This window comes from Tropicimonas sediminicola (genome assembly GCF_900188335.1).
In the GTDB taxonomy this organism is placed as follows: domain Bacteria; phylum Pseudomonadota; class Alphaproteobacteria; order Rhodobacterales; family Rhodobacteraceae; genus Tropicimonas; species Tropicimonas sediminicola.
The window spans coordinates 50,343-76,798 of sequence record NZ_FZOY01000002.1; the positions used below are offsets into that span (position 1 = coordinate 50,343).

A 26,456-nucleotide genomic window follows, 5' to 3' on the forward strand; every position below is an offset into this window, starting at 1 on the left:
CTCCGTCCCCGCATGTTACCTTGCGTCGCGAACGCGGGACAGGAGGGCGCCATGCCGACGGGAACGGGAATGCCGCAGCCACAACCAGGGCGGCTCTGGCTGACCGAGGGCGGGATCGAGACCGAAATCATGTACAAATGGGGGTTCGACCTGCCCCATTTCGCGATGTTCCCCTTGCTCGACGATCCGGCAGCCCTGCAGGCGATGAAGGACATGTGGCGGCGCTCGCTCGACGTCGCAGCGCGCCACGGGTTCTCTTTCGTGATGAACGGGCTCGATTATCGCGCCAGCCCCGACTGGGCGGCGCTGCTCGGCTATTCGCTCGACGGGCTGGTCGAGATGCAGCACCGCTGCATCGACTTCCTTCGTGAGCTTCGGGACGAATATGCCGGCCGGATCGACGAGATGATCCTCTGCGGCACGCTCGGGCCGCGCGGCGATGCCTATGGTCTGAACCGCGACATCACCGAGCGGAGCGCCGAGGATTACCACGCCGTGCAGCTGACCAACCTGCGCGCCGCCGGGGCCGATATGGCCTGGGCGATGACTTTCAACAACATCCCCGAGGCCATCGGCGCAGTGCGGGCGGCTCGGGCGGTGGGTCTTCCCATCGTAATCGGCCTGACGCTCGACAGCACGTCCCGCCTTCGGTCCGGCCCCACCCTGCGGCAGGCGATCGAGGCGATCGACGCCGCCCCCGAGGGCGGGCCTGAGTATTACATGATCAATTGCTCGCATCCCGTCGAGTTCGAACCGGCCTTCGACGGCGGCGACTGGCAAGGCCGCATCCGGGCGCTGCGGCCCAATGCCTCGAAGATGGAGAAGATCGCGCTCTGCAAGCTCGGCCACCTCGAGGAAGGCGACCCCGAGGAGCTCGGGCGGATGATGGGCGATCTTGCCCGCCGGATGCCGCAGGTCGACATCTGGGGCGGGTGCTGCGGCACCTGCGACACCCATCTCGACCTGATGGCCGGCCAGGTAAAGGCGGCGCGGCAGGCGGTGGCGCAAGGCGCTGTGCGAACCTAGTCGCCGTCGAAAGCGATCGGGCTCTGCCGGGCGCGATTGACCCTGAGGGTGAACACATCCGGCCGCGCGTAGTGTCCGCAGACATCGAACTTGCGCCGCGACGCCCGCGCCTCGGCCACATCGATCTCGGCGACCAGCAGCCCCTGCTCCTTGTGCATGGGCCCGGCGAGCGCGCCGCCAAAGGGCTTGTAGACCACGGCGTCGCCGGGATTGACCCATTCCTCGGGGTTGGGAAAGAGCTCTTCGCGAAACGGCACCGCCTCGGGCACGTCCGAGGCCTTGATCGAGCTGGCACAGCCGACCACCCAGCAGCCGCCCTCGCGCGCGATGTGCTGCATCGTCGCGAGCCAGGTGGCGCCGCTGTCCCAGGTCGGGGCACAGTAGATATCGATGTTCTGGGCGTAGAGCGCGAAACGCGCCAGCGGCATGTAGTTTTCCCAACAGAGCAGCGCGCCCACGCGTCCGACGGCGGTCTCCACCACGTTGAGCGTGGATCCGTCCCCGAAGCCCCAGACCATGCGCTCGGGGTTGGTCGGCATCAGCTTGCGGTGATTGTTGAGCAGCGTCCCGTCGGCATCGATGATCGCCACGCTGTTGAAGAGCGTGCTGCCGCTGACCGCGCCATCGAGCTCCTGATGACCGAGCACCACCACCACCGAATGCTCCCGCGCGGCCGCCTTGACGGGCGCGAGGTCGTCCTTGCTCAGGTCGATCGAGTTCGCCTGCGACAAGGCAAAAAGCGCGTCTGTCTTCTGCATCCCGGCGCCAGGGCTGAGCCGCCAGACAAAGGTGGGATAGCCCGGCAGCCAGGCTTCCGGAAACACGACAAGGCCGCAGCCCTGCCCTGCGGCCTCGGCCACGAGGTCCACGGCGCGCTCGATGGAGCGCGCCTTGTCGAGATAGACGGGCGGATATTGTACGACAGCGATTTTCATGGGGGTCCCTCCGGGGAGAAACCCTAACCACTTCCGCAACGTAAATCAAAACGCTGCGATCGCGTTCCTGTCGCGGCGCGCCGTCAGGCCTGGCCGAGCTTCGCCAGACGTGCCGTGCGAAGGCGTTCGAAATCGTCGCCGGCGTGATAGCTGGACCGGGTGAGCGGCGTTGCCGAGACCATCAGGAAGCCCTTGCCGAACGCGGCCTGCTCGTAGGACTTGAACTCCTCGGGCGTGACGAACCGCTCCACCGCGTGGTGCTTGGGCGTCGGCTGCAGGTATTGGCCGATGGTCAGGAAATCGATATCGGCGGCGCGCATGTCGTCCATCACCTGCAGCACGCCCTGCTTGTCCTCGCCGAGGCCGACCATGATGCCGGACTTGGTGAACATGGTCGGGTCCAGCTCCTTGACCCGCTGCAGCAGGCGTAGCGAGTGGAAGTAGCGCGCGCCGGGGCGGACGGTCGGGTACAGGCCCGGCACCGTCTCGAGGTTGTGGTTGAAGACATCCGGCTTGGCCTCCACCACGGTCTCCAGCACCGAGGGATCGCATTTCAGGAAATCGGGCGTCAGGATCTCGATGGTCGACTCGGGGGAGCGGTGGCGGATCGCGCGGATGGTTTGTGCGAAATGGTCCGCTCCGCCGTCTTCAAGGTCGTCGCGGTCGACCGAGGTGATGACCACGTGCTTCAGGCCGAGCTTCTGCACGGCATGGGCCACGCGGCCGGGCTCGAAGGCGTCGAGCGCCGAGGGCTTGCCGGTCGCCACGTTGCAGAAGGTGCAGCCACGGGTGCAGATCTCGCCCATGATCATCATGGTGGCGTGGCCGCGGGACCAGCACTCGCCGACGTTCGGGCAGCCGGCCTCTTCGCAGACCGTGGGAAGGTTGTTCTCCCGCAGGATCTTGTGGGTCGAGTTGTAGCCTTCGCCGCCTGGCGCTTTCACACGGATCCAGCTGGGTTTCTTCGGCTGGGCGTTGTCGGGCCGGTGGGCCTTTTCCGGGTGGCGTTGGCCGGGGATCTTCAGGTCGCGCATGTGATACCTCGCAGTTCCATCCCTCATATAGGTCCGGCGTCACAAAACCAATTCCCCTTTGTACCGCGCAACCCCGCCATGCATCCAGACGAAACGACCGCAGGGCGCCGGGCGTAGCGCCGCACCAACGGAAAAGGGCCACCCGCCGGGTGGCCCTGTGACTTCTCTCGACCCTTGGAGTGCAGTGTCAGCCGATCATGCCGCGGCCCGGGCCATAGGTCTCCTCGTAATGCCGCGCCAGACGCGCCAGCGCGATGCGCAGGACGATCTTGCCGGACCGGGCCGACCAGCCGAGCTGCCGCTCGGTCGCTTCGAGCCCTTCCAGAAAACAGCAGCAGCGCAGCACCATGTCGCCAAGTCCCGGGCCCAGTTCGTGCAGCGCGCGGGCCACGCGGTCCCGGGCGCCGGAGGGGCCGGAGGCCGGGTCGCCCGATCCGAAGCCGCCGCGGGCGCCGCCGGTCAGGAAACGCTCCCAGTTCTGGGCCACCCGCGGCCCCATCTGCGCCAGTTCGAAATCCTCGCGCAGCCGCTCGGCGGCGACAACGTGCTCGGGCTCAAGGAACGGCGTGCCGTCCCGGTCGCGGCGGCGCGCCAGCGTCACCACCGGGCTTTCGGCCATGTTGTAACGCACGCGGCGGCGACGCGGCGCGCCGCCCTCGTCGCTGTCCAGCACGACCTTGCTGCCCCAGTCGCGGTGCTGATCGCCGAAGGGCGTCGCCGCCTCCGCGAAACCGCCGGACGTCCCGTCCTCGGAGAGCATCCGCTTGAGCGCGGACCGGCCGGCCGCGGTGATCGTGTAGCGGGCCACGCGCCCCGGATTGCGGCAGCCGATCCACTCTTTCAACGCAAATGCCTGCGCCACCGCGCGGTCCACCACGGCGGTCCGGGTGGTGCGCCCATCCGGCATCTCGCGCAGCACCGCGGCCTTTTCCATGTCGGCGGCAACGGCGAGGACGGCGCCGCTCTCCGACAGGCGCCGCAGGATGCGGCGGGCCTCGCGCGTCACGGTCGCTTCGTCGCAGACCGTCTTGGGCGCGTCGGTGGGCATCGGGAAGTGGGCAGTCATGGGCAAGGGCTCCTCAGGTCCGGGGCGATTGGATCGTTCGGTCCTGAAATGCCGTGCGCCGAGGCTCGAGAGCGCCTCGTCCACCAACGGATCGTCCCGCCGCTGCTCGAAGCGGCGGATCCGGCGCAGGATGGTCGAGGCATGGCATCCCTCGGCGCGGGCGACCTCTCGGATCGAGAGCCCCTGCTCGGTATGCCGAAGGTAATGCATCGCGGCCTGTGGCACCCATCCGGGCACGTCGCCCGCCGGAGTTTCTTTTGACTGGCCTTCCATGCTGCCCCCCTGACGTCTCCTGCCTTCCGTTATCCTCGCCCGGAAAAAATCCGGCGAATTGGTTACGCACAGGTTAATTTCAGAACCTGCCGGCAGGATTGTTTAAAATTCGCAAACAATTCTAAGCGCCGCGCGCGGTCTTATCCACAAGACCGCAACACCGCCGGAAGTCGTGCCACGTTTTTGCCACATTCACGGAGACCAGCGATGCACGACCTTTCCACGACCCTCACCAACCTCCGCCGTCCGCGCCTTCTGCTCCGCGCCGCACGGATGGGCATGGCGTCCTACAACCGCGGCCGGGACCTGAAGCGGATCACCCGGGGCGATGTTGCCGACAGCTCCGGCCGGGTGCTACCCCGTCTGCTGGCGCTGGAAGAAGATCTCGAACACAGGCGTTGCAGCGGTGACGCCGGCTATTCCCCGGCCCGCCATGTCGACATCCTGATCGCGCTGATGGCCGAGGCGCGGCTCTGGCTGCGAACCACCGCCGCCGCCTGACCAAGCCTACCGGGAGCGGCCAGCCCCTGCTCCCGCCCGCCCCGACGCCGGAGCCCACTCACACGAAGGCGTCGGGCATCTCTTCCTTGCGACGCGCGACAAAGGCGTCCAGCGCCTCCCGCAGGCCCGCGTCCATTTCCGGCGGCTGGTATTGCTCAAGCAGCCGCCGCACCCGCGCCGAGGCCAGCGTCGCGGTATCGCGCGCGCCTTCCTCGTCCCATGTCTCGAACGGCTTGTAGTCGAGCAGGTCGCTGCGCCAGAAGGCATCCTTGAAATGCCGCTGGGTATGGGCGCATCCGAGGTAATGCCCGCCCGGCCCCACCTCGCGGATCGCGTCCATCGCCTGGGCCTCCTCATCGCCGGAAACTCCGGCGGCCAGCTTGTGCAGCACCCCGAGCTGGTCGGCATCCATCACGTATTTCTCGAACGAGGCCACCAGCCCGCCCTCCAGCCAGCCGCAGGCGTGGAGCATGAAGTTCACGCCCGACATCAGACCGGCATTCAGCGAGTTGGCCGATTCATAGGCCGCCTGCGCGTCCGGCAGCTTGGAACCGTTGAACGACCCCGCCGAGCGGTACGGTAGCCCGAGCCGCCGCGCAAGCTGCCCCGCCCCATAGGTGATCTGCGCGGCCTCGGGCGTGCCGAAGGTGGGGGCGCCGGAATTCATGTCGATCGAGGTGACGAAAGCGCCGAAGATCACCGGCGCGCCGGGCCGGATGAGCTGGGAATAGGCGACGCCGGCCAGCACCTCGGCCAGCACCTGCGTCAGCGTACCCACCACCGAGACCGGCGCCATGGCCCCGCCGACGATGAAGGGCGATATGATGCAGGCCTGGTTCGCCGCGGCATAGACCTCGAGCGCGCCCATCATCGTGGCGTCGAAGGTGAGCGGCGAGTTGATGTTGACGAGCGAGGTCATCACCGTCCGCCCGTCCAGCCCGCCGAACAGGATATCGCACATGTCGACCGAATCCTGCGCCCGGCTCGGCTCGGTGACCGATCCCATAAAGGGCTTGTCGGTCAGCGTCATGTGCGCGAGCAGCATGTCGAGATGCCGCTTGTTCACCGGCACGTCGGTCGGCTCGCAGACGGTGCCGCCGGAATGGTGCAGCCATTTCGTCATGTGACCGAGCTTCACGAAGTTCCGGAAATCCTCGATGGTGGCATAGCGGCGCCCGCCAGAGAGGTCGCGCACGAAGGGCGGGCCGTAGACCGGGGCCAGCACGAGGTTGCGCCCGCCAATCTCCACCGACCTCTCCGGGTTGCGCGCGTGCTGGATGAAGCTGCCCGGCGCCGTGGCGCAGAGCTGCCGGGCCAGACCGCGCGGGATATGCACCCGCTCGCCCCGCACATCCGCCCCGGCCTGCCGCCAGCGCTCCAGCGCGCCCGGATTCTCGACGAAGGCGACACCGATCTCCTCCAGCACGATCTCGGCATTGTGCTCGATGATCCCGAGCACCTCCGCGGTCAGCATCTCCACGTCGGGAATACGGCGCTCGATCACCTTGGCGCATTCGATCCGGACCGCCGAGCGCTCCGCCCGTCGGGCCGCCCCGCCGCCACCGCTGCGCCCGCGCCGCCGCCCTGCTGCTTCCGACATGTCTCGCCCTCGTCTGGATCCTGTTCGACCAGTATCTACCCTCTCGCCGCACGTTCTCAGCGAAAGTTTGCGGCCTGTGGAGGACAAATGCGACATCCGGGCGCCTGTCCGGATCAGGCGGCAAGTTCCTCCGCGTCGGTGAGGCTCCCCTCCACATCGAGGACGATCGCACCCGCCCGGTGGCGCGATTCCACGTGCCGATAGGCGGCGCGGATCTGCTCCAGGGGGTAGATCGTGTCGATCACCGGGCGAAGCTGGCCGGCCGCGATCATCGCGAGCAGGTCTTCGAGGTACTCCCGTCGATCCTCGTTCACCCCGACCCGAACGGAAGGCCCCCGCCGAAACCGGTTGGTCAGGGCGTGCAGAATGTCCCGCGCCCCCATGTTCAGCGGCACGAAGCGCCCCTCCTGCGTCAGTGCCGGGCGGGCCTTCGCCAGCGTGGTGACCCCGATGGTGTCGAGCACGACGTCCCAGCTTTCTCCTGACGCCGCGAAATCCTCCGCGCGATAGTCGATCACTCGCTCCGCCCCCAACCCGGCCACGAAATCGGCATGGGCCGCGCTGCAGACACCCGTGACCCGCGCACCGAGTGCCCGGGCGATCTGCACAGCATAGGCCCCGACCCCGCCGGAGGCTCCCAGCACCAGCACCGATTCGCCGGGCCGGACCTCGGCGAAGTCCCGCAGGAACACGAGCGCCGAGGTGGCGCCGAACGGCAGCGCCGCTGCCTCGTGGAAGCCAAGATCGGCAGGCTTGTGCACGATCGCCCCGTCTTCCGGCAGCAGGACGCGCTCCGCATGGGCGCCAAACGCGCTGAAGCCGAACACCTCGTCGCCTTTCTGGAAATGCGTCACGCGGCTGCCCACCGCCACCACGCGGCCGGCGAACTCCCCGCCAAGCACCGTCTTGCGGGGACGGCACAGGCCGAACATCAGCCGCCCGATCAGGCGGAACGGCGGTGGAAAGGCCGCCGCGCGCAGCCGCCAGTCGCCGGTCGTCACCGACCCCGCGACCACCTCCACGACGACCTCTCGCTCGCCGGGTACCGGAAACGGAACCTCCGCCAGCGAAAGGACCTCCGGCCCTCCGTAGTTTCTGTAAACCACCGCTTTCATAACCAGGCTCCACGATCCTTGTCCTGGCACCTGAATAATCCATGCGAAGGGATCCGGTGAATTGACCGAATCTGTCGAATCGCTATGCATATTCGCATGGATTGGAGATCGGTCACCTTCGACTGGAACCGCGCCCGCGCCTTTCTCGTCACCGCCGAGGAAGGCTCGCTCTCGGCCGCCGCCCGCGCCCTCAACGTCGCCCAGCCGACGCTGGGACGGCAGGTGTCGGCGTTGGAGCAGGAACTCGGCGTCGCGCTCTTCGAACGGGCCGGCCGCGGGCTGACCCCCACTCCGGCGGGGCTGGAACTGCTGGAACACGCCCGGGCGATGGGCGCCGCGGCCACCCGGCTCTCGCTGGCCGCCAGCGGACAGAGCGAGGAAATCGCAGGGCCGATCTGTCTCACCGCGTCAGATCTGTATTCGGCCTACCTCCTGCCGCCCTTCGTCGCCCAGTTGCGAAAGCTCTATCCCGGAATCACGGTCGAAATCCTGGCCTCCAACGCGCTGAGCGACCTGCGCCGCCGCGAGGCCGACATCGCGATCCGTAACACGCGGCCGGAAGACCCCGCGCTGATCGCCCGAAAGATCCGCGACGACACCGCCCGGTTTTATGCCACGCCAGGCTACATCGCAGGGCTGCCGACACCCGTCACGCTGGAATCGCTGAGCCAGGCGGATTTCATCGGCTTCGACCACGGCCCACGCTACCGGGAGCAGTTGAACGCTCTCGGCCTCGCGCTCGAGGAAGGCAACTTCCCGATCGTGACCGCCGACCACGTGGTGCATTGGCAGCTGATCCGCCAGGGCGCGGCCATCGGCGTCGTTCCGACGGCCCTGGGTGAAGCCGACCCCGCGGTCGCGCGGGTCCTTCCCGACCTGCCGCCGATCACATTCCCGATCTGGCTCGTCGCCCACCGCGACCTCGCCACCTCGCGCCGGGTCCGCACGGTCTTCGACCTGCTCGCGGAGTTTCTTGCCACGCCCGGCGGTCCCGACATCTCGCAGGACAGCGCTCCGGTATAAGGTCCGACGACCGCCCCCCGGGTAGCCGGGACACCGCTGACAGAAGCCCCGGACCGAGGGGCCATCGAAGCTCTCGCTGCCACCGCCGCGATCTTTCGGAGAAAGATCGTTTCCGTCCAGGGGCAGCGACATGCGCTGACCTCTTGCGCCGAACCCAAAGCCACCCTAGTCAGGCGCCATGACCAGCCAGATCCACGACCGCCTCCTGATCATCGACTTCGGCTCCCAGGTGACGCAGCTCATCGCCCGTCGCCTGCGCGAACTGAATGTCTATTGCGAGATCCACCCCTACCAGAACGTCACCGACGCCTTCCTGGCCGATTTCGCGCCGAAAGCGGTGATCTTCTCGGGCGGTCCGGACTCGGTCTGCCGCGAAGGCAGCCCGCGCCCGCCGCAATCCGCCTACACGCTGGGCGTGCCGATCCTCGGCATCTGCTACGGCCAGCAGGTGATGATGCAGGACCTCGGCGGCAAGGTCGAAGCGGGCGAGCACGCCACGGCAGAGTTCGGCCGCGCCTACGTCACCCCGGCGCAGGCGAAGCTTTCCATCCTCGATGGCTGGTTCGAGGGCGGGCGCGAGCAGGTCTGGATGTCCCACGGCGACCACGTGAGCGCGATCGCGCCCGGCTTCGAGGTCTACGGCACCTCGCCCGGCGCGCCCTTCGCCATCACCGCCGACACCGAGCGCCATTTCTATGCCGTGCAGTTCCACCCCGAGGTGCACCACACCCCGAACGGCCGGCGCCTGTACGAGAACTTCGTGAAGCTCGCGGGCTTCAAGGGCGACTGGACCATGGGCGCCTACCGCGAGGAGGCGATCGCCAAGATCCGCGAGCAGGTGGGCGACGGAAAGGTCATCTGCGGCCTCTCCGGCGGCGTCGATTCCTCCGTTGCCGCCGTGCTGATCCACGAGGCGATCGGTGACCAGCTGACCTGCGTCTTCGTCGACCACGGCCTGCTGCGCAAGGGCGAGGCCGAGGAAGTCGTCTCGATGTTCCGGGACAATTACAACATCCCCCTCATCGCGGCAGACGATTCCGAGCGGTTCCTCGGCGAACTGGAAGGCGTCACCGACCCCGAGGTGAAGCGCAAGACCATCGGCCGGCTTTTCATCGACGTGTTCCAGGAGCATGCCAACGAGGTCGGCGGCGCCGAGTTCCTGGCCCAGGGCACACTCTATCCCGACGTGATCGAGTCGGTCTCCTTCTCCGGCGGCCCCTCTGTCACCATCAAGTCGCACCACAACGTGGGCGGCCTGCCGGAAAAGATGGGCCTGAAGCTGGTGGAACCGCTGCGCGAGCTGTTCAAGGACGAGGTCCGCGCGCTCGGCCGCGAGCTCGGCCTGCCCGAGCGGTTCATCGGCCGGCATCCCTTCCCCGGCCCCGGCCTCGCCATCCGCTGCCCCGGCGAGATCACCCGCGACAAGCTCAAGATCCTCCGCGAGGCGGACGCCGTCTACATCGACCAGATCCGCAAGCACGGTCTCTACGACGAGATCTGGCAGGCCTTCGTCGCCATCCTGCCCGTCCGCACCGTCGGCGTGATGGGAGACGGCCGGACCTACGATTATGCCTGCGCCCTGCGCGCGGTGACGAGCGTCGACGGCATGACCGCCGACTATTATCCCTTCACCCACGATTTCCTTGGCGAGACCGCCACCCGGATCATCAACGAGGTGCAGGGGATCAACCGCGTCACCTACGACATCACCTCCAAACCTCCGGGAACGATCGAGTGGGAGTGAGACTGACCGGGCATTTTGACGTGCCCGCCGACCGACTGGCGGCGGTGACACGCGCCCTGCTCGACCACATCCGGCTCACCCGCGCCGAGCCCGGCTGCCGTCTGTTCGACGTGCAGGCCGATCCGGAGGTCCCGGGCCGCTTCACCGTTTCCGAGGAATTCGTCGACCGTGCCGCCTTCGAGGCGCACCAGGCGCGTATCGCGGGGTCGGACTGGGCCAGCGCAAGCGAGGGCATCGCCCGCCATTACCGGATCGAGGAAACCGACGCCTGACCGGAGCGCCGCAGCGCGCTGGCGGCAAAAGTTCTACGAAATTTCAGTGCCCTCCACTCACTTCCTGAAGTGACGTCGAAGAACGGCAGCTCACGAGACGAAACGACCCGTCAAACTTTCACCGGATGCGATGACTTCAGGAAGCCGCCGCCGCGCAGGGATTCCGACACCGCGCTCTTGCATCCGCCGCCATTTCGCGCAACGCCTTGGCAGCCCCCCATCATGTTCACGGAAAGCGACCCCAATGTACCAGGCCCATCCCCTGCGCGCTGCTCTCTGGATGTGCGGTGCCATCGCCTCCTTCTCGCTGATGGCCGTGGCCGGGCGGGCCGTGTCGCTCGAGCATGATACGTTCGAGATACTGCTCTACCGCTCCATCGTCTCCTTCGGGATCGTGCTCGTGGTGGGTGGCGCGGCCGGCGCGCTCGGGCAGGTCACCACGCGCAACATGAAGTGGCATCTCGCGCGCAATCTCAGCCACTTCACCGCACAGAACCTGTGGTTCTATGCCCTTGCCATCCTGCCACTGGCGCAGGTGATCGCGGTGGAATTCACCTCGCCGATCTGGGTCGCGCTGCTGGCGCCGCTGGTGCTGGGCGAACGGCTGACGGCGGTGCGGGCGCTGGCCGCGCTGATCGGCTTCGTCGGCGTCCTGATGGTGGTGCGTCCGCAGGTCGGGGGGATCTCGCCGGCGATGGTGGCGGTGGCGATCTCGGCGGTGGGCTTTGCCGGCTCCGCCCTCTTCACCCGGCGCCTGACCCGCACCGAGACCATCACCTGCATCATGTTCTGGCTGACCCTGATGCAGGCCGTCATGGGGCTGATCTGCGCGGGAATCGACGGCGACATCACCCTGCCCTCGGCACGGGCCATGCCGTGGCTGGCGCTGATCGGGGTCACCGGGCTCGCCGCGCATTTCTGCCTGTCGAGCGCGTTGGCCATCGCGCCCGCCGCCATGGTCATGCCGATGGATTTCATGCGGCTGCCGGTGATGGCTCTGATCGGGCTGCTTGTCTATTCCGAACCCGTCGACGCGATGGTGGTGCTCGGTGCGCTGGTCATTTTCGGCGCCAACTGGCTCAACCTGCGCGTGCGTCCCGAAAGCCGCAGACCGGAAACTGCGACTTGAATGTGACGGAGCGTCAAAATTGACGCAGCCATAAACCCGCTCATAGGGTTTGCGGACTAAAAGACAAAAAACGACGGCGTGAACGTGCGCCAATTACTGAAAATCTAGGGAAGAGACCACCATGAAGAAGCTTCTGACCGGTGCTCCGGTCATTGCGGCAATGGCCAGTGGGGCCTATGCCGGAGGACTCGATCGCACCGGCCAATCGATCAACGTCCTGTTCGAGGAAGGCGGCGCGACCGGCAGCTATTTCGAGCTGTCCTTCGCACAGACCAGCCCGGATCTGTCGGGCAAGGGCGTCGGGATCGCGGCAGCCGGGTTGCCGAGCGGCACCAGCTATTCGGATGTCGGAAACAGCTTCTGGAGCATCGGGACCGCGCTGAAGGTCCGCTTTAGCGACAAGCTGTCCGGCGCGCTGATCTTCGACCAGCCCTATGGCGCCGACGTTTCCTATTCCGGAAACCCGGGCAGCACGGAGCTTGGCGGCACCAGCGCCTTTGCCGAGACCAACGCGATCACCGCGCTCGTCCGCTACAAGTTCGACCAGCGTTTCAGCGCCTATGGCGGCCTGCGCATCCAGACGGCCGAGGGCGAGATCGACCTCAGTGGCCTCGCCTATGGCCCGACCGAGGCGATGTACCCGGCGCTGCCGTCTGAGGCCCGTCGCTCGGCCAACGGCTACAGTGTCGACCTCGACCGCGACACTGCGCTTGGCTATGTCATCGGCGCGGCCTACGAGATCCCGGAAATCGCCCTGCGGGCGTCGCTGACCTACAGTTCCGAGATCACCCACGAGATGAAGACCAAGGAAAGCGGTCCGAACGTCGAGGTGACCATCCCCGGCATCGGCGGTGTTCTCGTGAACCCCTACGAAGGTTCCTCGACCACCGACGTCAAGACGCCGCAATCGGTCAATCTCGACCTGCAGACCGGCATCGCGGAAGACACACTGCTCTTTGGCTCGGTTCGCTGGGTGGACTGGAGCGAGTTCCGGATCGATCCGAAGAACTTCGTGAACGCCACCGGCGGCGGGCTCGTCGAACTCGAGGACACGACGACCTACCAGATCGGCCTCGGACGCCGTTTCAATGACCAGTGGGCGGGATCGTTCGCGGTCAGCTACGAAGCGGAAACCGACAAGCTCGTCTCCCCGCTCGCGCCCTCAAACGGCCTCTGGGCCGTGGCGCTCGGCGCCTCCTACGACATGGGCGACGTCAAGATCTCCGGCGGCGCCCGCTACACCTGGCTCGGCGACGCGACGCCCGAGACCGGCACGCCGGACGTGGCGCGCGCGGACTTCAAGGACAACACCGCGCTGTCGCTCGGCATGCGGATCGCCTACGCCTTCTGATCGCCACCAATCAGACCGGACGGCCCCTCACTTGCGGGGCCGTCCAACCGACGCCCCACCTCGACTGTTTCGGCAATCCGCGCCCGGGCTCACTTGCGGCACTGGCATAGCCCCCGGAAGCCCCCACCCATTCGCTGAAGCTTCCCCTGATCGCATACCGGCCACCAGCCGGTGACGTGTGACCTGGGGATGGGCAGGCAGCGTCTGGGCGACGCGCCTCCCCCGGATCCACCGCCCGCGGCCGGTCTCGATTTCGCACCGCCAATGCCTTGGCCTCGGCGTCCCGTGGTGCCGTTCCCGTGCCTGCCGAGCGAACGTCCTGCCGTATCGCAGGACCGCGCCGTTTCACCGGACCCGCGCACCACAGGCGAATCGCTCTGGATCAAACCCGGCCGGGCCGCTACCACTCGGGCCATGAGTTACCCGCCCCGCCTCTATCCGGACGCCGCCACCTGGGCCGCCGCTCCGCAGAAACGCATCCTGCTCTTCGGCATGTCCGGGCTGGGCAAGACGCATGTGTCCCGGATGCTGCGCGCCGATGGCGCGTGGTTCCACTACTCGGTCGATTACCGGATCGGCACCCGTTACATGGGCGAGCTGATTTCCGACGACTTCAAGCGGCACGCCATGAAGGTGCCGCATCTCCGGGAGCTGCTGCTGTCGGATTCGATCTACATCGGCTCCAACATCACCTTCGAGAACCTCGCGCCGCTCTCGACCTATCTCGGCAAGCCGGGGGACGAGGCAAAGGGCGGCCTGCCGATCGAGGAGTACCGCAAGCGGCAGGAGCAGCACCACGTGGCCGAACGGGCCGCCCTGCTCGACACGCCGCATTTCATCGAGCGGGCCAGCGACATCTACGGCTATCCGCATTTCGTCTGCGATTCCGGCGGCTCGATTTGCGAGGTTGTGGACCCGGCCGACCCCGAGGACCCGATCCTGACCGCGCTTGCGGACTCGATGCTGCTGGTGTGGATCAAGGGGTCCGATCATCATGCCGAGGAGCTGGTGCGCCGCTTCAACCGCGCGCCCAAGCCGATGTGCTACCGCCACCCGTTCACCGAGGCCTGCTGGACCGAGTTCCTCGTGCAGAACGGCGTCTGCGAGGAGGCCGTCGACCCGGACGCCTTCGTCCGTTTCGCCTATCGACGCGCCATGGCGGCCCGTCAGCCGGCCTATGCCGCGATGGCCCGGAACTGGGGCGTCACCGTCACCGCCGAGGAGGTCGCCGAGGCCGGCAGCCCCGAGGCTTTCATCTCGCTGGTCGGGCGCGCCCTTGAGCGCGGCTGAGACCTGACCTATCTGAACGGCCTCAAACAGAAAGAAGAGCCATGCCGATCAAACTGCCCGAAACTCTGCCCGCCTATGATGTCCTTCTGAACGAAGGCGTCATGGTCATGGGCGAGGACCGGGCCGCCCGGCAGGACATCCGCCCACTCCGCATCGCGCTGCTCAACCTGATGCCCAAGAAGATCCAGACCGAGACGCAGTTCGCCCGGCTGATCGGGGCGACGCCGCTGCAGATCGACCTGCACCTGATCCGGATCTCCTCCCACGAGACGCGGAACACCGCCGCCGCGCACATGGAGGCTTTCTACAAGCCCTGGGTCGAGGTGCAGGACGAGAAATACGACGGCCTGATCATCACCGGCGCCCCGATCGAGCACCTTCCCTTCGAGGAGGTGACCTATTGGGACGAGCTGCAGCAGATCTTCGACTGGACCCAGACCAACGTGCATTCCACCCTTGGCGTCTGCTGGGGCGGGATGGCGATGATCAACCATTTCCACGGCGTGGCGAAGCACATGCTGGAACACAAGGCCTTCGGCTGTTTCCGGCACCAAAACCTCGCCCCCGCCTCGCCCTATCTGCGCGGCTTCTCGGACGACCTGCTGATGCCGGTCAGCCGCTGGACCGAGATTCGGCAGGACGAGGTCGAGGCCGTGCCGGCGCTGATCCCGCTGCTGTCCTCCGACGACACGGGGCCTGCGCTGGTGGAGGATCCCGAGCACCGGGCGCTCTATATCTTCAACCACTTCGAGTACGACAGCGGCACGCTGAAGGAAGAGTACGACCGCGACGTGTCGGAGGGGCGCGAGATCAAGGTGCCGGTCAACTACTACCCGCATGACGATCCGCAGAACCTGCCCACCAACCGCTGGCGCAGCCATGCCCACCTGCTTTACGGCAACTGGATCAACGAGATCTACCAGACCACGCCGTTCGACCTGAATGCCATCGGCACCGGGCACTGGTAACGGCGGTGGGCCGGACCTCGGCTACCCGCCGATCGGCCGGCTTCTGCCGGTCGGCGGCGGCATGGTCCATGCCCTGACCACCGGCAGCGGACCCGACGTGGTACTGCTGCACGGGGCCTCTGGGAACCTGCGCGATTTCACCTTCGATCTTGTCGGGCGGCTGGCGCGGGATTTCCGCGTCACCGCCTTCGACAGGCCCGGACTCGGCCATTCCGATCCGCTCCACGCCGACGGCGAGAGCCCCGCCGAGCAGGCCGCGGTGCTGGATGCCGCCGCGGGGATGCTGGGCCTCGGCCGGGCGGTGATTGTCGGCCATTCCTTCGGCGGCTCGGTCGCAATGGCCTGGGCGCTGGAGCATCCCGAACGCGTGGCGGCGGTGGTCACGCTCGCCGGCGCCACCATGCCCTGGCCGGGCGATCTCGGGCCGTGGTATCGCATCGCCTCCACGACCTTCGGCGCCGCGACCGTGGTGCCGCTGGTCTCGGGCTGGTTGCCGGACAGCTACGCCCGGAACTCCGTGGCCTCGATCTTCGCCCCACAGCAGCCCCCCGACGGATACCTCGAGCATGTCGGCATCCCGCTCACCCTGCGCCGCGCGGCCGTCCTGCGCAGCAACGTGCGGCAGGTGGCGGGGCTGAAACCCCATGTCGCGGCCATGGCGCGCCGCTACCCGGGCCTTTCTGTCCCGGTCGAGATCGTCCACGGCACCGCCGACACGATCGTTCCGGCTGCGGTCCATGCCCACCCGATGTCCCGTCTGCTGCCCACTGCCCGGCTCACCGAACTGCCCGGCATCGGGCACATGCCTCATCACGTTGCCCCGGATGCAACGCTGGCCGCGATCCGCAGCGCAGCGGTCCGGGCCGGATTGAACTGAACTCCATCCACGGACATACTGGAAAAAAAGAGGGAAATTCGATGTCCAGCCTGCCCTTCGATGGTGCCATCAGTGAGTTCTACAAGAAAAGTGCCCCGGAAAGCGTCCGCAAGGCGATCAAGGGTTCCGAAGGCAAGCCGATCCTCAACAGCAGCTACCCCTACCAGCAGCGGATGGGGCGCGACGAATACGAAGACACGCTGCACAAGCTGCAGATCGAACTGGTGAAGCTGCAGGCCTGGGCGCATCGAGCTGGCGAGCGGATCGCCATCGTCTTCGAGGGCCGCGACACCGCCGGCAAGGGCGGCGCGATCAAGCGCTTCATGGAGCACATGAATCCGCGCTCGGCTCGCGTGGTTGCGCTGTCTGCACCCACCAGTCGCGAAGCCAAGCAATGGTATTTCCAGCGGTACATCGAACAGATGCCGGCGGGCGGCGAGATTTGCCTGTTTGACCGGTCATGGTACAACCGGGGCGTTGTCGAGAAGGTGTTCGACTTCTGTACGGAACAGGAGCGGCAGGCATTCTTCAAGCAGCTCCCCGATTTCGAGAAACTCATCGTCGAGGATGGAATACGGCTGTTCAAGATCTGGCTCAACATCAGCCAGGCCGAGCAACTCAACCGGATGCTTTCGCGCGAGCATGATCCGCTGAAGCAGTGGAAGCTATCCAAGATCGACGTCGACGGTCTCAGGTTCTGGGAAGAGTATTCCGAGGCTATCTCGGAGACCCTGCACCTCACCCACGAGATCTATGCCCCCTGGACCGTGATCCGCGCCGACGACAAGCGCCGGGCCCGCATCGCCGCGATCCGTCTCGTGCTGAGCCAGATCGACTATGACGGAAAGAAGGAGAAGGTGGTCGGGAAGCCGGATCATCTCATTTGCGGGGGCCCTGCCCTGATACATGCCTAAGAAACGGGGCTATCATCACGGAAATCTGCGCGAGGCGCTGATCGATGCGGCGCTCGGGCTGATCGAACAGAAGGGACCGCAGGGCTTTTCGCTTTCGGAAGCCGCGAAGGACGCAGGCGTGACCCCGGCCGCGGTCTATCGCCACTTCCAGGGGCGCGAGGATCTGCTGACCGAAATCGCTCGGCAGGGGTTCGAGATCTTTGCCGATCTCATGGAATACGCCTTCGACAAGGGGCAGCCCTCGGCGCTCGCCAGTTTCGAGGCCACCGGCCGCGCCTACCTCGCCTTTGCCCGCAAGTATCCCGGCCATTACCAGGCGATGTTCGAGGCCGGATTGTCGCTGCAGTCGGACCCGCAGCTCGCCAAGGCGGCCGAGCGGGCCACCGGCATCCTCGAGCAGGCAGCCGAGCGCCTCATGGCACAGCTCCCCGCAGACCGCCGGCCGCCGCCGCAGATGGTCTCGGCCCATATCTGGGCGATGAGCCACGGCGTGGTCGAACTCTACGCCCGCGGCGCGCCCGGCAGCCGCGCCCCCTTCCCGGCCGACGACCTCCTGGAGACCGGCATCGGGATCTACCTGCGCGGTCTCGGCCTGCTTCCTCCGGACAGCTGATCCGCCGCCCGGCTGCGCGAATCATCGCAGGGCGGATTCGTCACGGACGGCGCTCCGATGTTCGCGCTAACCATCTGGTATTCCAGCAGTTCCCTGCCCGTGGCGAGAGGCATTTTCTTCCGTTCCGCCAATGGATTGACGCGATTCGCCGAATTGCTCTCGGGAAACTCTTCCGCATTGCAGCATTTCTCGGGTATCCTGACGTTCAGACAAGCACAGCCATGGGGAGGATGGTGATGACTTGGAGCGATATCCTGCAGGATTGGCACGGACAGCTCGAACGGCTTCACGACCTCTTTCCCCATGCCGATCCGGTGGCGTTGGCGCGGTTTCGCGGCAACCGGCGCTTGTTGGCCGAGTACATCGCCGATACCCATGATCTGACCGAGGCCGAGGGGGCCGAGGCGATCGAACTGCGGCTGATGCCCGGCGCCGCGACGCGGGATGTGAGCGTTTTCGCCTGCGCTGCCGAGTAAGCCCCGCATACGGCCAGGGACAGATCAGGTGAGCGACGTCACCCAGAGGATCGTGGCGTCGTCCTGGCTGACCGAAATCACGTTATGGCCCATCGTCGCGTCGTAATAGGCGCTGTCGCCGCGGCCCAGGTCGACCGGCGCGTAGAACTCCGTGAACAGCCGGATCACCCCCGTCAGGACCAGCAGGAACTCCTCGCCCTCGTGGCGCACCCAGCCGTCGAACTCGTCCATCGACCGCGCCCGGATGCGCGCCCGGTACGGCAGCATCTTCTTGCTTGTAAGCCCGTCGGCCAGCAGCTCGTGCTCATAGGTGGCCGTCGCATGGGCAGCGCCGTCACCGGACTTGTTCACCACCATGCGCCCGTTGGCCTCGACCTTCGGCGGCGGCGTGAAGAGCTGCGGCACCGAGATGTTGAGCCCCTCGGCGAGCTTCTTGAGCGCGTCATAGGTGGGCGACATCTGCCCGTTCTCGATCTTCGAGAGCGTCGAACGCGCCAGTCCGGCCTGTCCGGCCGCCTGCTCCAGCGTCCATCCCTGCGCCTTGCGCAGCGCCCGCACCCGTTCACCGAGGTCGAGCGGCTCGACGCGCTCCTCCTGCCCGGATTCACGCGCGATCCGGATGAGCTGCTTCGGGTCGGAGGGATAACTCTGGTCGGTCATGGACGGGTCATAGGGGATGCCCGGCCGCATTTCAATCCGCGGCTGCGGGAGGGCTGCACCGAGGCAGTCTTGCGTTGGCCACGGAGGGCGCAATCCGGGCGACGCCGCGCGCGCCGAAGGCGCGCCCGGCCCAACGGGAGGAGGCGCATCTCCGATGCGTCGACGACGGGCGGGAGCCGGCCGCCGTTGGCTCCGTCCCCGCGTCTCGGCTGACGTTCCGGCCTTTCCGGAGCTTGCCCCACGCGTCCGCCTCCGCTAGCCGAATGACATGACATCTTCGGTCTATTTCGAGACGGCCCCCGTGCCCCCGCCCCCCTCCTTCAACCTCGCCGCCCATGTGCTGGCGCAGGCCGACCGGCTTGCCGACAAGACGGCGCTCGCCATCGTCTCCCCGTCCCGTGCGTCGCGGTGGCGCTACGGGGCGCTGGCGCAGGCGGTCGAGGGTATCGGCGCGGGGCTGCTGGCCGCGGGGCTCACCCCGGGCGACCGACTGCTGATGCGCCTCGGGAACGAGGTCGAGTTCCCCCTCGCCTTTCTCGGCGCGATCTGGGTCGGGATCATCCCGGTGCCGACCTCGGCCGCCCTGACCTCCCCCGAGATCACCGCCATCGCCGCCGAACTCCGCCCCGCCGCCATCGTCGCCGCGCCCGACGTGGCCCTGCCGGACGGAAGCGACGCCCGGCTGCTCCCTGCCCTCGCCCTCCGCGAGATGGAGACGACCCCGCCATGCCCGCCGGCGATGGGGTCGCCCGACCGGCCCGCCTATATCGTCTATACGTCCGGCACCTCCGGTCGGCCGCGCGGCGTCGTCCATGCCCATCGCGCGATCTGGGCCCGGCAGATGATGTGGGAGGATTGGTACGCGCTGCAGCAATCCGATCGCCTGCTCCACGCCGGCGCCTTCAACTGGACCTACACGCTCGGCACCGGCCTGCTCGATCCGTGGGCGATCGGCGCCACCGCCCTGATCCCCGCCGCCGGCGTGACGCCCGACCAGGTGCCGCTTCTGCTCAAGCGCCACGACGCGACGATCTTTGCCGCCGCGCCGGGCGTCTATCGCCAGATGCTGCGTGGCGTCGACCGCCTCGACCTGCCAAGGCTGCGCCACGGCGTGTCGGCCGGCGAGAAGATGCCGGACGCGCTCCGCAACGCATGGCAAGCTGCCACCGGGACGGAGGTACACGAAGCGCTCGGCATGTCCGAATGCTCGACCTACCTGTCCGGCAGCCCCGCTCGCCCCGCGCCCGCCGGCAGTTCCGGCTATCCCCAAAGGGGCCGGCGGCTGGCGGTTCTCGATGCCGCGGGGCAGCCCGTGCCGCGCGGCACGCCCGGGACGCTGGCGATCCACCGCAGCGATCCCGGCTTGATGCTCGGCTACTTCGATGCCGATCTCGAAACGGAGGGCCGTTATCGCGGCGATTGGTTCCTGACTGGAGACACGGCTTCAATGGCCGGGGACGGCGCGGTCACCTATCTGGGCCGGGCCGACGACATGATGAATGCCGGCGGCTACCGCGTCTCCCCGTTGGAAGTCGAAGCGGTCCTCTGCAGCCACCCGGGCATCACCGAAGCCGCCTGTGTCGAGATCGAGGTCAAGGCGGACACGACGGTCATCGGCGCCTTCTACACCGGCCCGAAAGCGCTGCCTTCGGAAGCGCTCGCCGCGTTCGCCGCCGACCGGCTCGCCCGCTACAAGTGCCCCCGCCTCTTCACCCACCTGCCGGCCCTGCCCCGGTCCGGCAACGGCAAGATCGACCGCAAGAGCCTGCGCCTGCGTTCCTGACCCCGGCCCGCAGGGCTCCCGCCCGTCGTCGACGCATCAAGGATGCGCCTCCTCGCGTTGGGCCGGGCGCGCGCTTCGCGCGCGTCAGATCGCACCTCCACACCGCTCACGCCACCCGCCCGCCGAAGGCGGGCCACGCCCAACCGTTGCCGAGCGTGCCCGCCAGGGCACGCGAGCGCAGCGGGCGGGAGAGCCCGGCTTGTGGTCGGGCGCACCGCCACGCCGACGTGGGACCGCGACTTTTCCCTTGGCATCGGGCACATGGCTGCTACACGAGGCGGCATGATCAAGCTCGACATCCTCTCCGACCCGATCTGTCCCTGGTGCCTCATCGGCAAGACGCTGCTCTTCCGTGCAATGGAGCAGCGCCCGGACCACCCCTTCGTGATCGAATGGCACCCGTTCCAGCTCAACCCCGACATGCCGCGCGAGGGAATGGACCGCCGCGCCTATCTCGAGGCGAAGTTCGGTGGAAAGAAACAGGCGGTAGAGGTCTATGCCCGGATCGCCGAGGCGGCTGCGGCCGCGGGGCTGGAGATCGACTTCGGCGCCATCAAGCGCACGCCCAACACGCTCGATGCCCACCGCCTTATCCACTGGGCCGGGATCGAGCAGCGCCAGACCCTCGTTGCCGGCGCGCTCTTTGACGCCTACTTCCTGGAGGGCCGCGACATCGGCGACGCCGACGTCCTGGCGGACATTGCCGACAGCGCCGGCATGGACGCAGCCGTGGTGCACCGCCTGCTGGAGAGCGATTCCGATGTCGAGGACATTCGCACCCGCGACGCGAATGCCCGCGAACGTGGCGTGACCGGCGTACCGACCTTCGTGATCGCCAACACCCATGTCGTGCCCGGCGCGCAGCAGCCGGATCTCTGGGTGAAGCTCATCGACGAGATCAACGGCCAGCTCTAGCGCGGCCCCGGCCCGCACGGGCCGGCGGAAGCTTGCGCACAGGCCGCTGTGCGGTTTCTCACAATTGGCGGGTCGGACCCCTTCGTGTTAGCGGCAACGCCCAGAAGGATCCCAGACATGCCAAAACGCCTGCCACGGGTCGAATTCATCGCGCTCATCGCGATGCTGTTCGCCACCATTGCCTTTTCGATCGATTCCATGCTCCCGGCCCTGCCGGAGATCGCACAGGAACTGACGCCCGGAAATCCGAACCGGGCGCAGCTGATCCTGACCAGCTTCGTGCTGGGCATGGGCCTTGCGACGATCTTTACCGGGCCGCTGTCGGACACCTACGGGCGGCGTCCGGTGATCCTAGGCGGCGCGACCGTCTACATCCTGGGTGCGATCATCGCCTGGCGGTCGAGCACGCTCGAGATGATGCTGCTCGGGCGCCTGGTCCAGGGCTTCGGCGCCGCTGGTCCGAGGATCGCCGCCATCGCCATTGTCCGCGACCTCTATGCCGGGCGCGAGATGGCGCGGCTGATGTCCTTTGTCATGATGGTCTTCACCTTGGTGCCCGCCGTCGCGCCCACGATCGGGGCCGGGATCATCGCCCTGACCGGCTGGCGCGGTATCTTCGGGTCGTTCCTGCTGTTCTCCCTGCTGAGCGCCGCCTGGATGATGCTGCGGCAGGAGGAGACTCTGGAGCCCGCCAACCGCCGCCCGTTCAGCCCGTCGGCGCTCTATCGCGGCGTCGTCGAAGTGCTGTCCAACCGCGTCGTGCTGATCGCCGTCGCGGCGCAGGGGTTCTGCTTCTCGATCCTCTTCGCCAACATCAGCTCGATCCAGCCGATCTTCGACATCACCTTTGACGAGGGCGCCCATTTCCCGCTCTGGTTCGGCATGATCGGCCTGTTCGCCGCCGGCTCCAGCCTGCTCAACGCCACCCTCGTCGGCCGGTACGGGATGCGCCGGCTGGCGACCTATGCGCTCGCGCTGCAGTTCGGCATTTCCGCCGTCGTCTCGGTTCTCTTTGCCGAGGGGTGGCTGCCGGCGAACAGCGGCTTCGTGGTCTACCTGTTGTGGACCTGCTCGGTGTTCTTCCTGAACGGGCTGACGCTCGGCAACCTGAACTCCATCGCGATGGAGCCGATGGGTCATCTCGCGGGCCTCGCGGCCTCGGTGCTGGGGTCGGTGGGCACGGTGATCGCGGTGGCGCTGGCGGTGCCGATCGGGCTCGCGTTCGACGGCACGCCTTTGCCGCTCATGGTCTCCACCGCGCTGCTGGCCGCGATCTCCCTGATCCTCGTCCTGCGGATCAGGCGGGTGCAGGGCGCCCTGCCCGCCTGATCAGCGAGCCTTTGCGGGCGCCGCGACCTTGGCATGTTCGGCAAGGTCGCGCGCGATGGCGAAGGCGCCCTTGATCTTGTCGGCGTTGTTCTTCCAGTCCCGTCGCACGACGATCTTGTTGTCCTTGATCTTGGCGAGGCCGTTCTGGCCCTGCACGAATTCCACCAGCCCGGCCGGGTTCGCGAACTTGTCGTTGTGGAACTGGATCGTCGCGCCCTTGGGCCCCCCGTCGAGCTTGGCGATGCCGGCGCGCTTGCACATCGCCTTGATGCGCACGATCAGCAGCAGCGTGTTCACTTCCTTCGGGAGCTTGCCGAAGCGGTCAATCAACTCGGCCGCAAACCCCTCCAGCTCCACCTTGGTCGAGAGGCCGGAGAGCCGGCGGTAGAGCCCGAGCCTGACGTCGAGGTCCGGCACGTAGTCCTCCGGGATCAGCACCGGCACGCCGAGGTTGATCTGCGGCGCCCACTGGCCGTCGTCGTCGGTCAGCCCCTCGAACGCGCCCGACTTGATCTTGGAAATCGCCTCTTCCAGCATGGTCTGGTAAAGTTCGTAGCCCACCTCGCGCATCTGGCCCGACTGCTCCTCGCCCACGAGGTTGCCGGCGCCGCGGATGTCGAGGTCCTGGCTGGCGAGCGTGAAACCCGCGCCGAGGCTGTCGAGCGAGCCGAGGACGCGCAGCCGCTTCTCGGCGGCATCGGTCAGCTTCATGCGGGGCTTGGTCGTGAGGTAGGCATAGGCGCGCGTCTTGGACCGCCCCACCCGTCCGCGGATCTGGTAGAGCTGCGCCAGGCCGAACATGTCGGCACGGTGCACCACCATCGTGTTCGCGGTCGGTATGTCGAGGCCGCTTTCCACGATGGTCGTCGCCAGCAGCACGTCGTACTTGCCGTCGTAGAAGGCGTTCATCCTGTCGTCGAGCTCGCCCGCCGCCATCTGGCCATGGGCCACGACGTAAGACACCTCCGGCACTTGATCCTTCAGGAAGGCCTCCATGTCCGGCAGGTCCGCGATGCGCGGGACGACGAAGAAGCTCTGTCCGCCCCGGTAATGCTCGCGCAGCAGCGCCTCGCGGATGGTGACGCTGTCGAACTCGCTCACATAGGTGCGGATCGCCAGCCGGTCGACGGGCGGCGTGCCGATGATCGACAGGTCCCGCACGCCCGAGAGCGACATCTGCAGGGTCCGCGGGATCGGCGTCGCGGTCAGCGTCAGCACGTGGATGTCGGAGCGCATTTCCTTGAGCCGCTCCTTGTGCTGCACGCCGAAATGCTGCTCCTCGTCGATGATGAGCAGGCCGAGGCTGTGGAACTTCACCTGCTTGGCGAGCAGCGCGTGGGTGCCGATGGCGATGTCGACGGAGCCGTCCGCGATGCCCTTGCGGGTCTCGGTCGCCTCCTTGGCGCCCACGAAACGCGAAAGTTGCCGCACCTTCACCGGGAAGCCCCGGAACCGATCGGCAAAGCTCTTGGCGTGCTGACGGGCGAGCAGCGTCGTGGGCGCGATCACCGCCACCTGCATCCCCGACATCGCGGCGATAAAGGCCGCGCGCATCGCGACCTCGGTCTTGCCGAAACCCACGTCGCCGCAAACCAGCCGGTCCATCGGCATCCCGCGGTCGAGGTCCTCGAGCACATCCTCGATGGCCTTAAGCTGGTCGTCGGTCTCCTGGTAAGGGAAGCGCGCCGAAAACTCCTCCCAGGCATGGTGGTCGATATGCAGGACCGGCGCCTTTCTCAGGGCGCGCTCGGCCGCGATGCGCATCAGCTTGTCGGCGATCTGGCGGATGCGCTCCTTGAGCTTGGCCTTCTTGGCCTGCCAAGCCCCGCCGCCGAGCTTGTCGAGCAGCCCCTCCTCGTGGCCGAAGCGGCTCAGGAGTTCGATGTTCTCCACCGGCAGGTAGAGCCGCGCGCCCTCGGCGTATTCCAGGTGGATCATCTCGTGATCGGCGCCGAGCGCGTTCACGATCTCCAGCCCCTTGTAGCGGCCGACCCCGTGATCGACATGAACCACCAGGTCGCCGGGGCTGAGCGATTGCGCCTCGGTCAGGAAGTTCTCCGCCCGCCGCTTGCTGCGCGGCTTGCGGATCAGCCGGTCGCCCAGCACGTCCTGCTCGGAGATGACGGTCAGCCCGGTGCCTTCGAAGCCATGCTCCAGCGCCCAGACCACCAGGTAGAGCCCGCCCTTGCCCTCGGGCACATCGCGGAAGTCGGTGATCTCGGTCGCGCCGACGACGCCTTCGTCCTCCATCAGGCCGGCCAGCCGCTCCCGCGCGCCCTCCGAATAGCTGGCGACGACGACCTGTCCGTCCTGACGTTTCTTCTTCAGATGATCCGCCAGGGCGCCGAAAAGGCTCACGTTTTCCTGCTGGCGCTCGGGCGAGAAATTGCGCCCGATCCGCCCGCCGGCGTCGATCACACCGGGGCCGGTGCCCTGCGGCAGCGCGCTCAGCTTGAGCACCCGGTGGCCGGCGATCGCAGCCTCCCAGCCGGCATCGTCGAGATAGAGCGTGGCCGGGGCCGCGGGCTTGTAGACGGAATCCAGCCGCGCCTTGGACTTCATGGCCTCCAGCCGGTTGTCGTAGCTGTCGACGATCCCGTCCCAGCGAACCAGACGTGCGGCGTCGGTCTGGTCGTCCAGCATCACCGCCGCGTCAGGCAGGTAGTCGAAGAGCGTCTCCAGCCGCTCGTGAAAGAACGGCAGCCAGTGTTCCATGCCGGCGTGCTTGCGCCCCGCGCTGACCGCCTCGTAGAGCGGATCGTCCGTGCCGGCCGCACCGAACTCGATGCGGTAGGTCTGCCGGAACCGCGTGATCGCCGCCTCGTCGAGGATCACCTCCGAGACCGGCGCCAGCTCCACCGCCTGCAGCTTTTCCGTCGTGCGCTGGTTGGCGGTGTCGAAGCGGCGGGCGCCGTCGAGCACGTCGCCGAACAGGTCAAGCCGGATCGGGCCCGGATGCCCCGGCGGGAAGACATCGATGATGCCGCCCCGGACGGCATAGTCGCCCGGCTCCAGCACCGTCGGCGCCTGGGTGAAGCCCATCCGCACGAGGAAGGATTTCAGCGCCGCCTCGTCGATCCGCTCCCCCACCCGCGCGGCGAAGGCCGCCTCGCGCAGCACCGCCCGCGCCGGCACGAGCTGGGTTGCGGAATTGAGCGTGGTGAGCAGCACGAAGGGGCCGGGAATGCCCGCCGTCAGCGCCGCCAGCGTCGCCATCCGCCGCGCCGAGATCTCGGAATTGGGCGAGACCCGGTCGTAGGGCAGACAATCCCAACCCGGAAAATCCAGCACCACGGCGTTGGGCGCGAAGAAGTCGAGCGCCGCCCGCATCTCTGCCAGCCGCTTGTCGTCGCGCGCGACATGGACGACGGGCGCACCCTTTTCCAGCTCGCGGGCGATGAGCAGCGCGTCATAGCCTTCGGGCGCACCGCCGACGGTGATATGTGCTTGAGCTTTCATGACCGCAGTCACCTATGCCAGTGACCCGCGGTGTCAACGGGCTTTCGCCGCGCCGGCCTGTCCGGGGCCGGGATCGGCGGCGCGGGAGACCGCACCGCCGTTG

General features: G+C 67.3%; 23 protein-coding genes. 16 read left to right on the forward strand and 7 right to left on the reverse strand.

Annotation, left to right across the window (positions count from 1 at the left end):
* Nucleotides 1-51 precede the first annotated feature (51 nt).
* Entirely contained in the window at nucleotides 52-1,026 is a 975-nt protein-coding gene (locus tag CHB86_RS04480) for a homocysteine S-methyltransferase family protein (RefSeq protein ID WP_089231718.1), read from the forward strand.
* Here CHB86_RS04480 and CHB86_RS04485 read toward each other — a convergent pair.
* From CHB86_RS04485 to CHB86_RS04495, 3 genes are all read right to left on the reverse strand, one after another.
* Entirely contained in the window at nucleotides 1,023-1,961 is a 939-nt protein-coding gene (locus CHB86_RS04485; RefSeq protein ID WP_089231720.1) for a carbon-nitrogen hydrolase family protein, read from the reverse strand. The genes CHB86_RS04480 and CHB86_RS04485 overlap by 4 nt on opposite strands.
* Nucleotides 1,962-2,044: 83 nt before the next feature.
* Nucleotides 2,045-2,995, reverse strand: coding sequence for a lipoyl synthase (gene lipA, locus CHB86_RS04490; RefSeq protein WP_089231722.1), 951 nt, complete (start codon nucleotides 2,993-2,995; stop codon nucleotides 2,045-2,047).
* 187 nt (nucleotides 2,996-3,182) lie between these two features.
* On the reverse strand, nucleotides 3,183-4,334 hold the full coding sequence (locus CHB86_RS04495; protein WP_089231724.1) for a DUF6456 domain-containing protein: 1,152 nt from the start codon (nucleotides 4,332-4,334) through the stop codon (nucleotides 3,183-3,185).
* A 207-nt stretch (nucleotides 4,335-4,541) separates the two neighbouring features.
* Here CHB86_RS04495 and CHB86_RS04500 point away from each other — a divergent pair, with 207 nt between their 5' ends.
* Nucleotides 4,542-4,835, forward strand: coding sequence for a DUF6477 family protein (locus tag CHB86_RS04500; RefSeq protein WP_089231726.1), 294 nt, complete (start codon nucleotides 4,542-4,544; stop codon nucleotides 4,833-4,835).
* A 58-nt stretch (nucleotides 4,836-4,893) separates the two neighbouring features.
* Here CHB86_RS04500 and CHB86_RS04505 read toward each other — a convergent pair whose 3' ends face one another.
* The gene (locus CHB86_RS04505) at nucleotides 4,894-6,435 is read right to left on the reverse strand and encodes a trimethylamine methyltransferase family protein (protein ID WP_089231727.1); all 1,542 of its coding nucleotides are present in this window, start codon (nucleotides 6,433-6,435) and stop codon (nucleotides 4,894-4,896) included.
* Nucleotides 6,436-6,548: 113 nt separating this feature from the next.
* On the reverse strand, nucleotides 6,549-7,550 hold the full coding sequence (locus CHB86_RS04510; protein ID WP_176442770.1) for an NAD(P)-dependent alcohol dehydrogenase: 1,002 nt from the start codon (nucleotides 7,548-7,550) through the stop codon (nucleotides 6,549-6,551).
* Nucleotides 7,551-7,646: 96 nt separating this feature from the next.
* Between CHB86_RS04510 and CHB86_RS04515 the strand changes: the two genes are divergently transcribed.
* The 11 genes from CHB86_RS04515 (at nucleotide 7,647) to CHB86_RS04565 (ending at nucleotide 18,207) form a co-directional block, all read left to right on the forward strand.
* Complete coding sequence (locus CHB86_RS04515; protein ID WP_089231730.1) at nucleotides 7,647-8,573, forward strand: LysR family transcriptional regulator; 927 nt, start codon at nucleotides 7,647-7,649, stop codon at nucleotides 8,571-8,573.
* A gap of 178 nt (nucleotides 8,574-8,751) precedes the next feature.
* Complete coding sequence (gene guaA, locus CHB86_RS04520) at nucleotides 8,752-10,317, forward strand: glutamine-hydrolyzing GMP synthase (RefSeq protein ID WP_089231732.1); 1,566 nt, start codon at nucleotides 8,752-8,754, stop codon at nucleotides 10,315-10,317.
* Nucleotides 10,308-10,589: a putative quinol monooxygenase gene (locus tag CHB86_RS04525; protein ID WP_089231734.1), complete on the forward strand. Its 282-nt coding sequence runs from the start codon at nucleotides 10,308-10,310 to the stop codon at nucleotides 10,587-10,589. Before guaA ends, CHB86_RS04525 begins: the two co-directional genes overlap by 10 nt.
* A 244-nt stretch (nucleotides 10,590-10,833) precedes the next feature.
* Nucleotides 10,834-11,718, forward strand: a complete 885-nt coding sequence (locus CHB86_RS04530; RefSeq protein ID WP_089231736.1) for a DMT family transporter — start codon at nucleotides 10,834-10,836, stop codon at nucleotides 11,716-11,718.
* Between the two features lie 121 nt (nucleotides 11,719-11,839).
* Nucleotides 11,840-13,069, forward strand: coding sequence for an OmpP1/FadL family transporter (locus CHB86_RS04535; RefSeq protein ID WP_089231738.1), 1,230 nt, complete (start codon nucleotides 11,840-11,842; stop codon nucleotides 13,067-13,069).
* 414 nt (nucleotides 13,070-13,483) lie between these two features.
* Nucleotides 13,484-14,359 carry an ATPase gene (locus CHB86_RS04540; protein WP_089231739.1) on the forward strand — a complete coding sequence of 292 codons (876 nt, stop codon included), beginning with the start codon at nucleotides 13,484-13,486 and terminating at the stop codon, nucleotides 14,357-14,359.
* Nucleotides 14,360-14,400: 41 nt separating this feature from the next.
* Nucleotides 14,401-15,327 carry a homoserine O-acetyltransferase MetA gene (gene metA / locus CHB86_RS04545; RefSeq protein WP_089231741.1) on the forward strand — a complete coding sequence of 309 codons (927 nt, stop codon included), beginning with the start codon at nucleotides 14,401-14,403 and terminating at the stop codon, nucleotides 15,325-15,327.
* Nucleotides 15,302-16,204: an alpha/beta fold hydrolase gene (locus tag CHB86_RS04550; protein ID WP_089231743.1), complete on the forward strand. Its 903-nt coding sequence runs from the start codon at nucleotides 15,302-15,304 to the stop codon at nucleotides 16,202-16,204. Before metA ends, CHB86_RS04550 begins: the two co-directional genes overlap by 26 nt.
* Before the next feature lie 41 nt (nucleotides 16,205-16,245).
* Nucleotides 16,246-17,118 (forward strand): polyphosphate kinase 2, encoded by an 873-nt coding sequence (gene ppk2, locus CHB86_RS04555; protein WP_089231745.1) that lies wholly within the window; start codon nucleotides 16,246-16,248, stop codon nucleotides 17,116-17,118.
* Nucleotides 17,111-17,731: a TetR/AcrR family transcriptional regulator gene (locus CHB86_RS04560; protein ID WP_089231747.1), complete on the forward strand. Its 621-nt coding sequence runs from the start codon at nucleotides 17,111-17,113 to the stop codon at nucleotides 17,729-17,731. Before ppk2 ends, CHB86_RS04560 begins: the two co-directional genes overlap by 8 nt.
* A gap of 236 nt (nucleotides 17,732-17,967) precedes the next feature.
* Nucleotides 17,968-18,207, forward strand: coding sequence for a hypothetical protein (locus tag CHB86_RS04565; RefSeq protein WP_089231748.1), 240 nt, complete (start codon nucleotides 17,968-17,970; stop codon nucleotides 18,205-18,207).
* Between the two features lie 24 nt (nucleotides 18,208-18,231).
* Here CHB86_RS04565 and CHB86_RS04570 read toward each other — a convergent pair whose 3' ends face one another.
* Entirely contained in the window at nucleotides 18,232-18,867 is a 636-nt protein-coding gene (locus CHB86_RS04570) for a helix-turn-helix domain-containing protein (RefSeq protein ID WP_089231749.1), read from the reverse strand.
* Between the two features lie 268 nt (nucleotides 18,868-19,135).
* On the opposite strand from CHB86_RS04570, the gene CHB86_RS04575 reads away from it, so the two are divergent.
* The 3 genes from CHB86_RS04575 (at nucleotide 19,136) to CHB86_RS04585 (ending at nucleotide 22,894) form a co-directional block, all read left to right on the forward strand.
* Nucleotides 19,136-20,650 carry a class I adenylate-forming enzyme family protein gene (locus tag CHB86_RS04575; RefSeq protein ID WP_089231751.1) on the forward strand — a complete coding sequence of 505 codons (1,515 nt, stop codon included), beginning with the start codon at nucleotides 19,136-19,138 and terminating at the stop codon, nucleotides 20,648-20,650.
* Nucleotides 20,651-20,932: 282 nt separating this feature from the next.
* Nucleotides 20,933-21,565 carry a DsbA family oxidoreductase gene (locus CHB86_RS04580; protein WP_089231753.1) on the forward strand — a complete coding sequence of 211 codons (633 nt, stop codon included), beginning with the start codon at nucleotides 20,933-20,935 and terminating at the stop codon, nucleotides 21,563-21,565.
* Between the two features lie 84 nt (nucleotides 21,566-21,649).
* Nucleotides 21,650-22,894: a multidrug effflux MFS transporter gene (locus CHB86_RS04585; protein ID WP_281251209.1), complete on the forward strand. Its 1,245-nt coding sequence runs from the start codon at nucleotides 21,650-21,652 to the stop codon at nucleotides 22,892-22,894.
* Here the strand turns inward: CHB86_RS04585 and mfd are convergent, their stop codons facing one another.
* Nucleotides 22,895-26,353, reverse strand: a complete 3,459-nt coding sequence (gene mfd, locus CHB86_RS04590; RefSeq protein WP_089231756.1) for a transcription-repair coupling factor — start codon at nucleotides 26,351-26,353, stop codon at nucleotides 22,895-22,897. It lies immediately after the preceding gene.
* Nucleotides 26,354-26,456 lie beyond the last annotated feature (103 nt).

Coding starts and splice junctions, on each gene's coding strand:
- CHB86_RS04540 (WP_089231739.1), top strand. CDS start 13,484: ATGAGTTACCCGCCCCGCCTCTATCCGGACGCCGCCACCTGGGCCGCC.
- CHB86_RS04570 (WP_089231749.1), bottom strand. CDS start 18,867: ATGACCGACCAGAGTTATCCCTCCGACCCGAAGCAGCTCATCCGGATC.
- CHB86_RS04510 (WP_176442770.1), bottom strand. CDS start 7,550: ATGAAAGCGGTGGTTTACAGAAACTACGGAGGGCCGGAGGTCCTTTCG.
- CHB86_RS04560 (WP_089231747.1), top strand. CDS start 17,111: ATGCCTAAGAAACGGGGCTATCATCACGGAAATCTGCGCGAGGCGCTG.
- metA (WP_089231741.1), top strand. CDS start 14,401: ATGCCGATCAAACTGCCCGAAACTCTGCCCGCCTATGATGTCCTTCTG.
- CHB86_RS04485 (WP_089231720.1), bottom strand. CDS start 1,961: ATGAAAATCGCTGTCGTACAATATCCGCCCGTCTATCTCGACAAGGCG.
- lipA (WP_089231722.1), bottom strand. CDS start 2,995: ATGCGCGACCTGAAGATCCCCGGCCAACGCCACCCGGAAAAGGCCCAC.
- CHB86_RS04580 (WP_089231753.1), top strand. CDS start 20,933: ATGATCAAGCTCGACATCCTCTCCGACCCGATCTGTCCCTGGTGCCTC.
- ppk2 (WP_089231745.1), top strand. CDS start 16,246: ATGTCCAGCCTGCCCTTCGATGGTGCCATCAGTGAGTTCTACAAGAAA.
- CHB86_RS04530 (WP_089231736.1), top strand. CDS start 10,834: ATGTACCAGGCCCATCCCCTGCGCGCTGCTCTCTGGATGTGCGGTGCC.
- CHB86_RS04515 (WP_089231730.1), top strand. CDS start 7,647: ATGGATTGGAGATCGGTCACCTTCGACTGGAACCGCGCCCGCGCCTTT.
- mfd (WP_089231756.1), bottom strand. CDS start 26,353: ATGAAAGCTCAAGCACATATCACCGTCGGCGGTGCGCCCGAAGGCTAT.
- CHB86_RS04575 (WP_089231751.1), top strand. CDS start 19,136: ATGACATCTTCGGTCTATTTCGAGACGGCCCCCGTGCCCCCGCCCCCC.
- CHB86_RS04565 (WP_089231748.1), top strand. CDS start 17,968: ATGACTTGGAGCGATATCCTGCAGGATTGGCACGGACAGCTCGAACGG.
- CHB86_RS04500 (WP_089231726.1), top strand. CDS start 4,542: ATGCACGACCTTTCCACGACCCTCACCAACCTCCGCCGTCCGCGCCTT.
- guaA (WP_089231732.1), top strand. CDS start 8,752: ATGACCAGCCAGATCCACGACCGCCTCCTGATCATCGACTTCGGCTCC.
- CHB86_RS04550 (WP_089231743.1), top strand. CDS start 15,302: ATGCCATCGGCACCGGGCACTGGTAACGGCGGTGGGCCGGACCTCGGC.
- CHB86_RS04505 (WP_089231727.1), bottom strand. CDS start 6,435: ATGTCGGAAGCAGCAGGGCGGCGGCGCGGGCGCAGCGGTGGCGGCGGG.
- CHB86_RS04495 (WP_089231724.1), bottom strand. CDS start 4,334: ATGGAAGGCCAGTCAAAAGAAACTCCGGCGGGCGACGTGCCCGGATGG.
- CHB86_RS04535 (WP_089231738.1), top strand. CDS start 11,840: ATGAAGAAGCTTCTGACCGGTGCTCCGGTCATTGCGGCAATGGCCAGT.
- CHB86_RS04480 (WP_089231718.1), top strand. CDS start 52: ATGCCGACGGGAACGGGAATGCCGCAGCCACAACCAGGGCGGCTCTGG.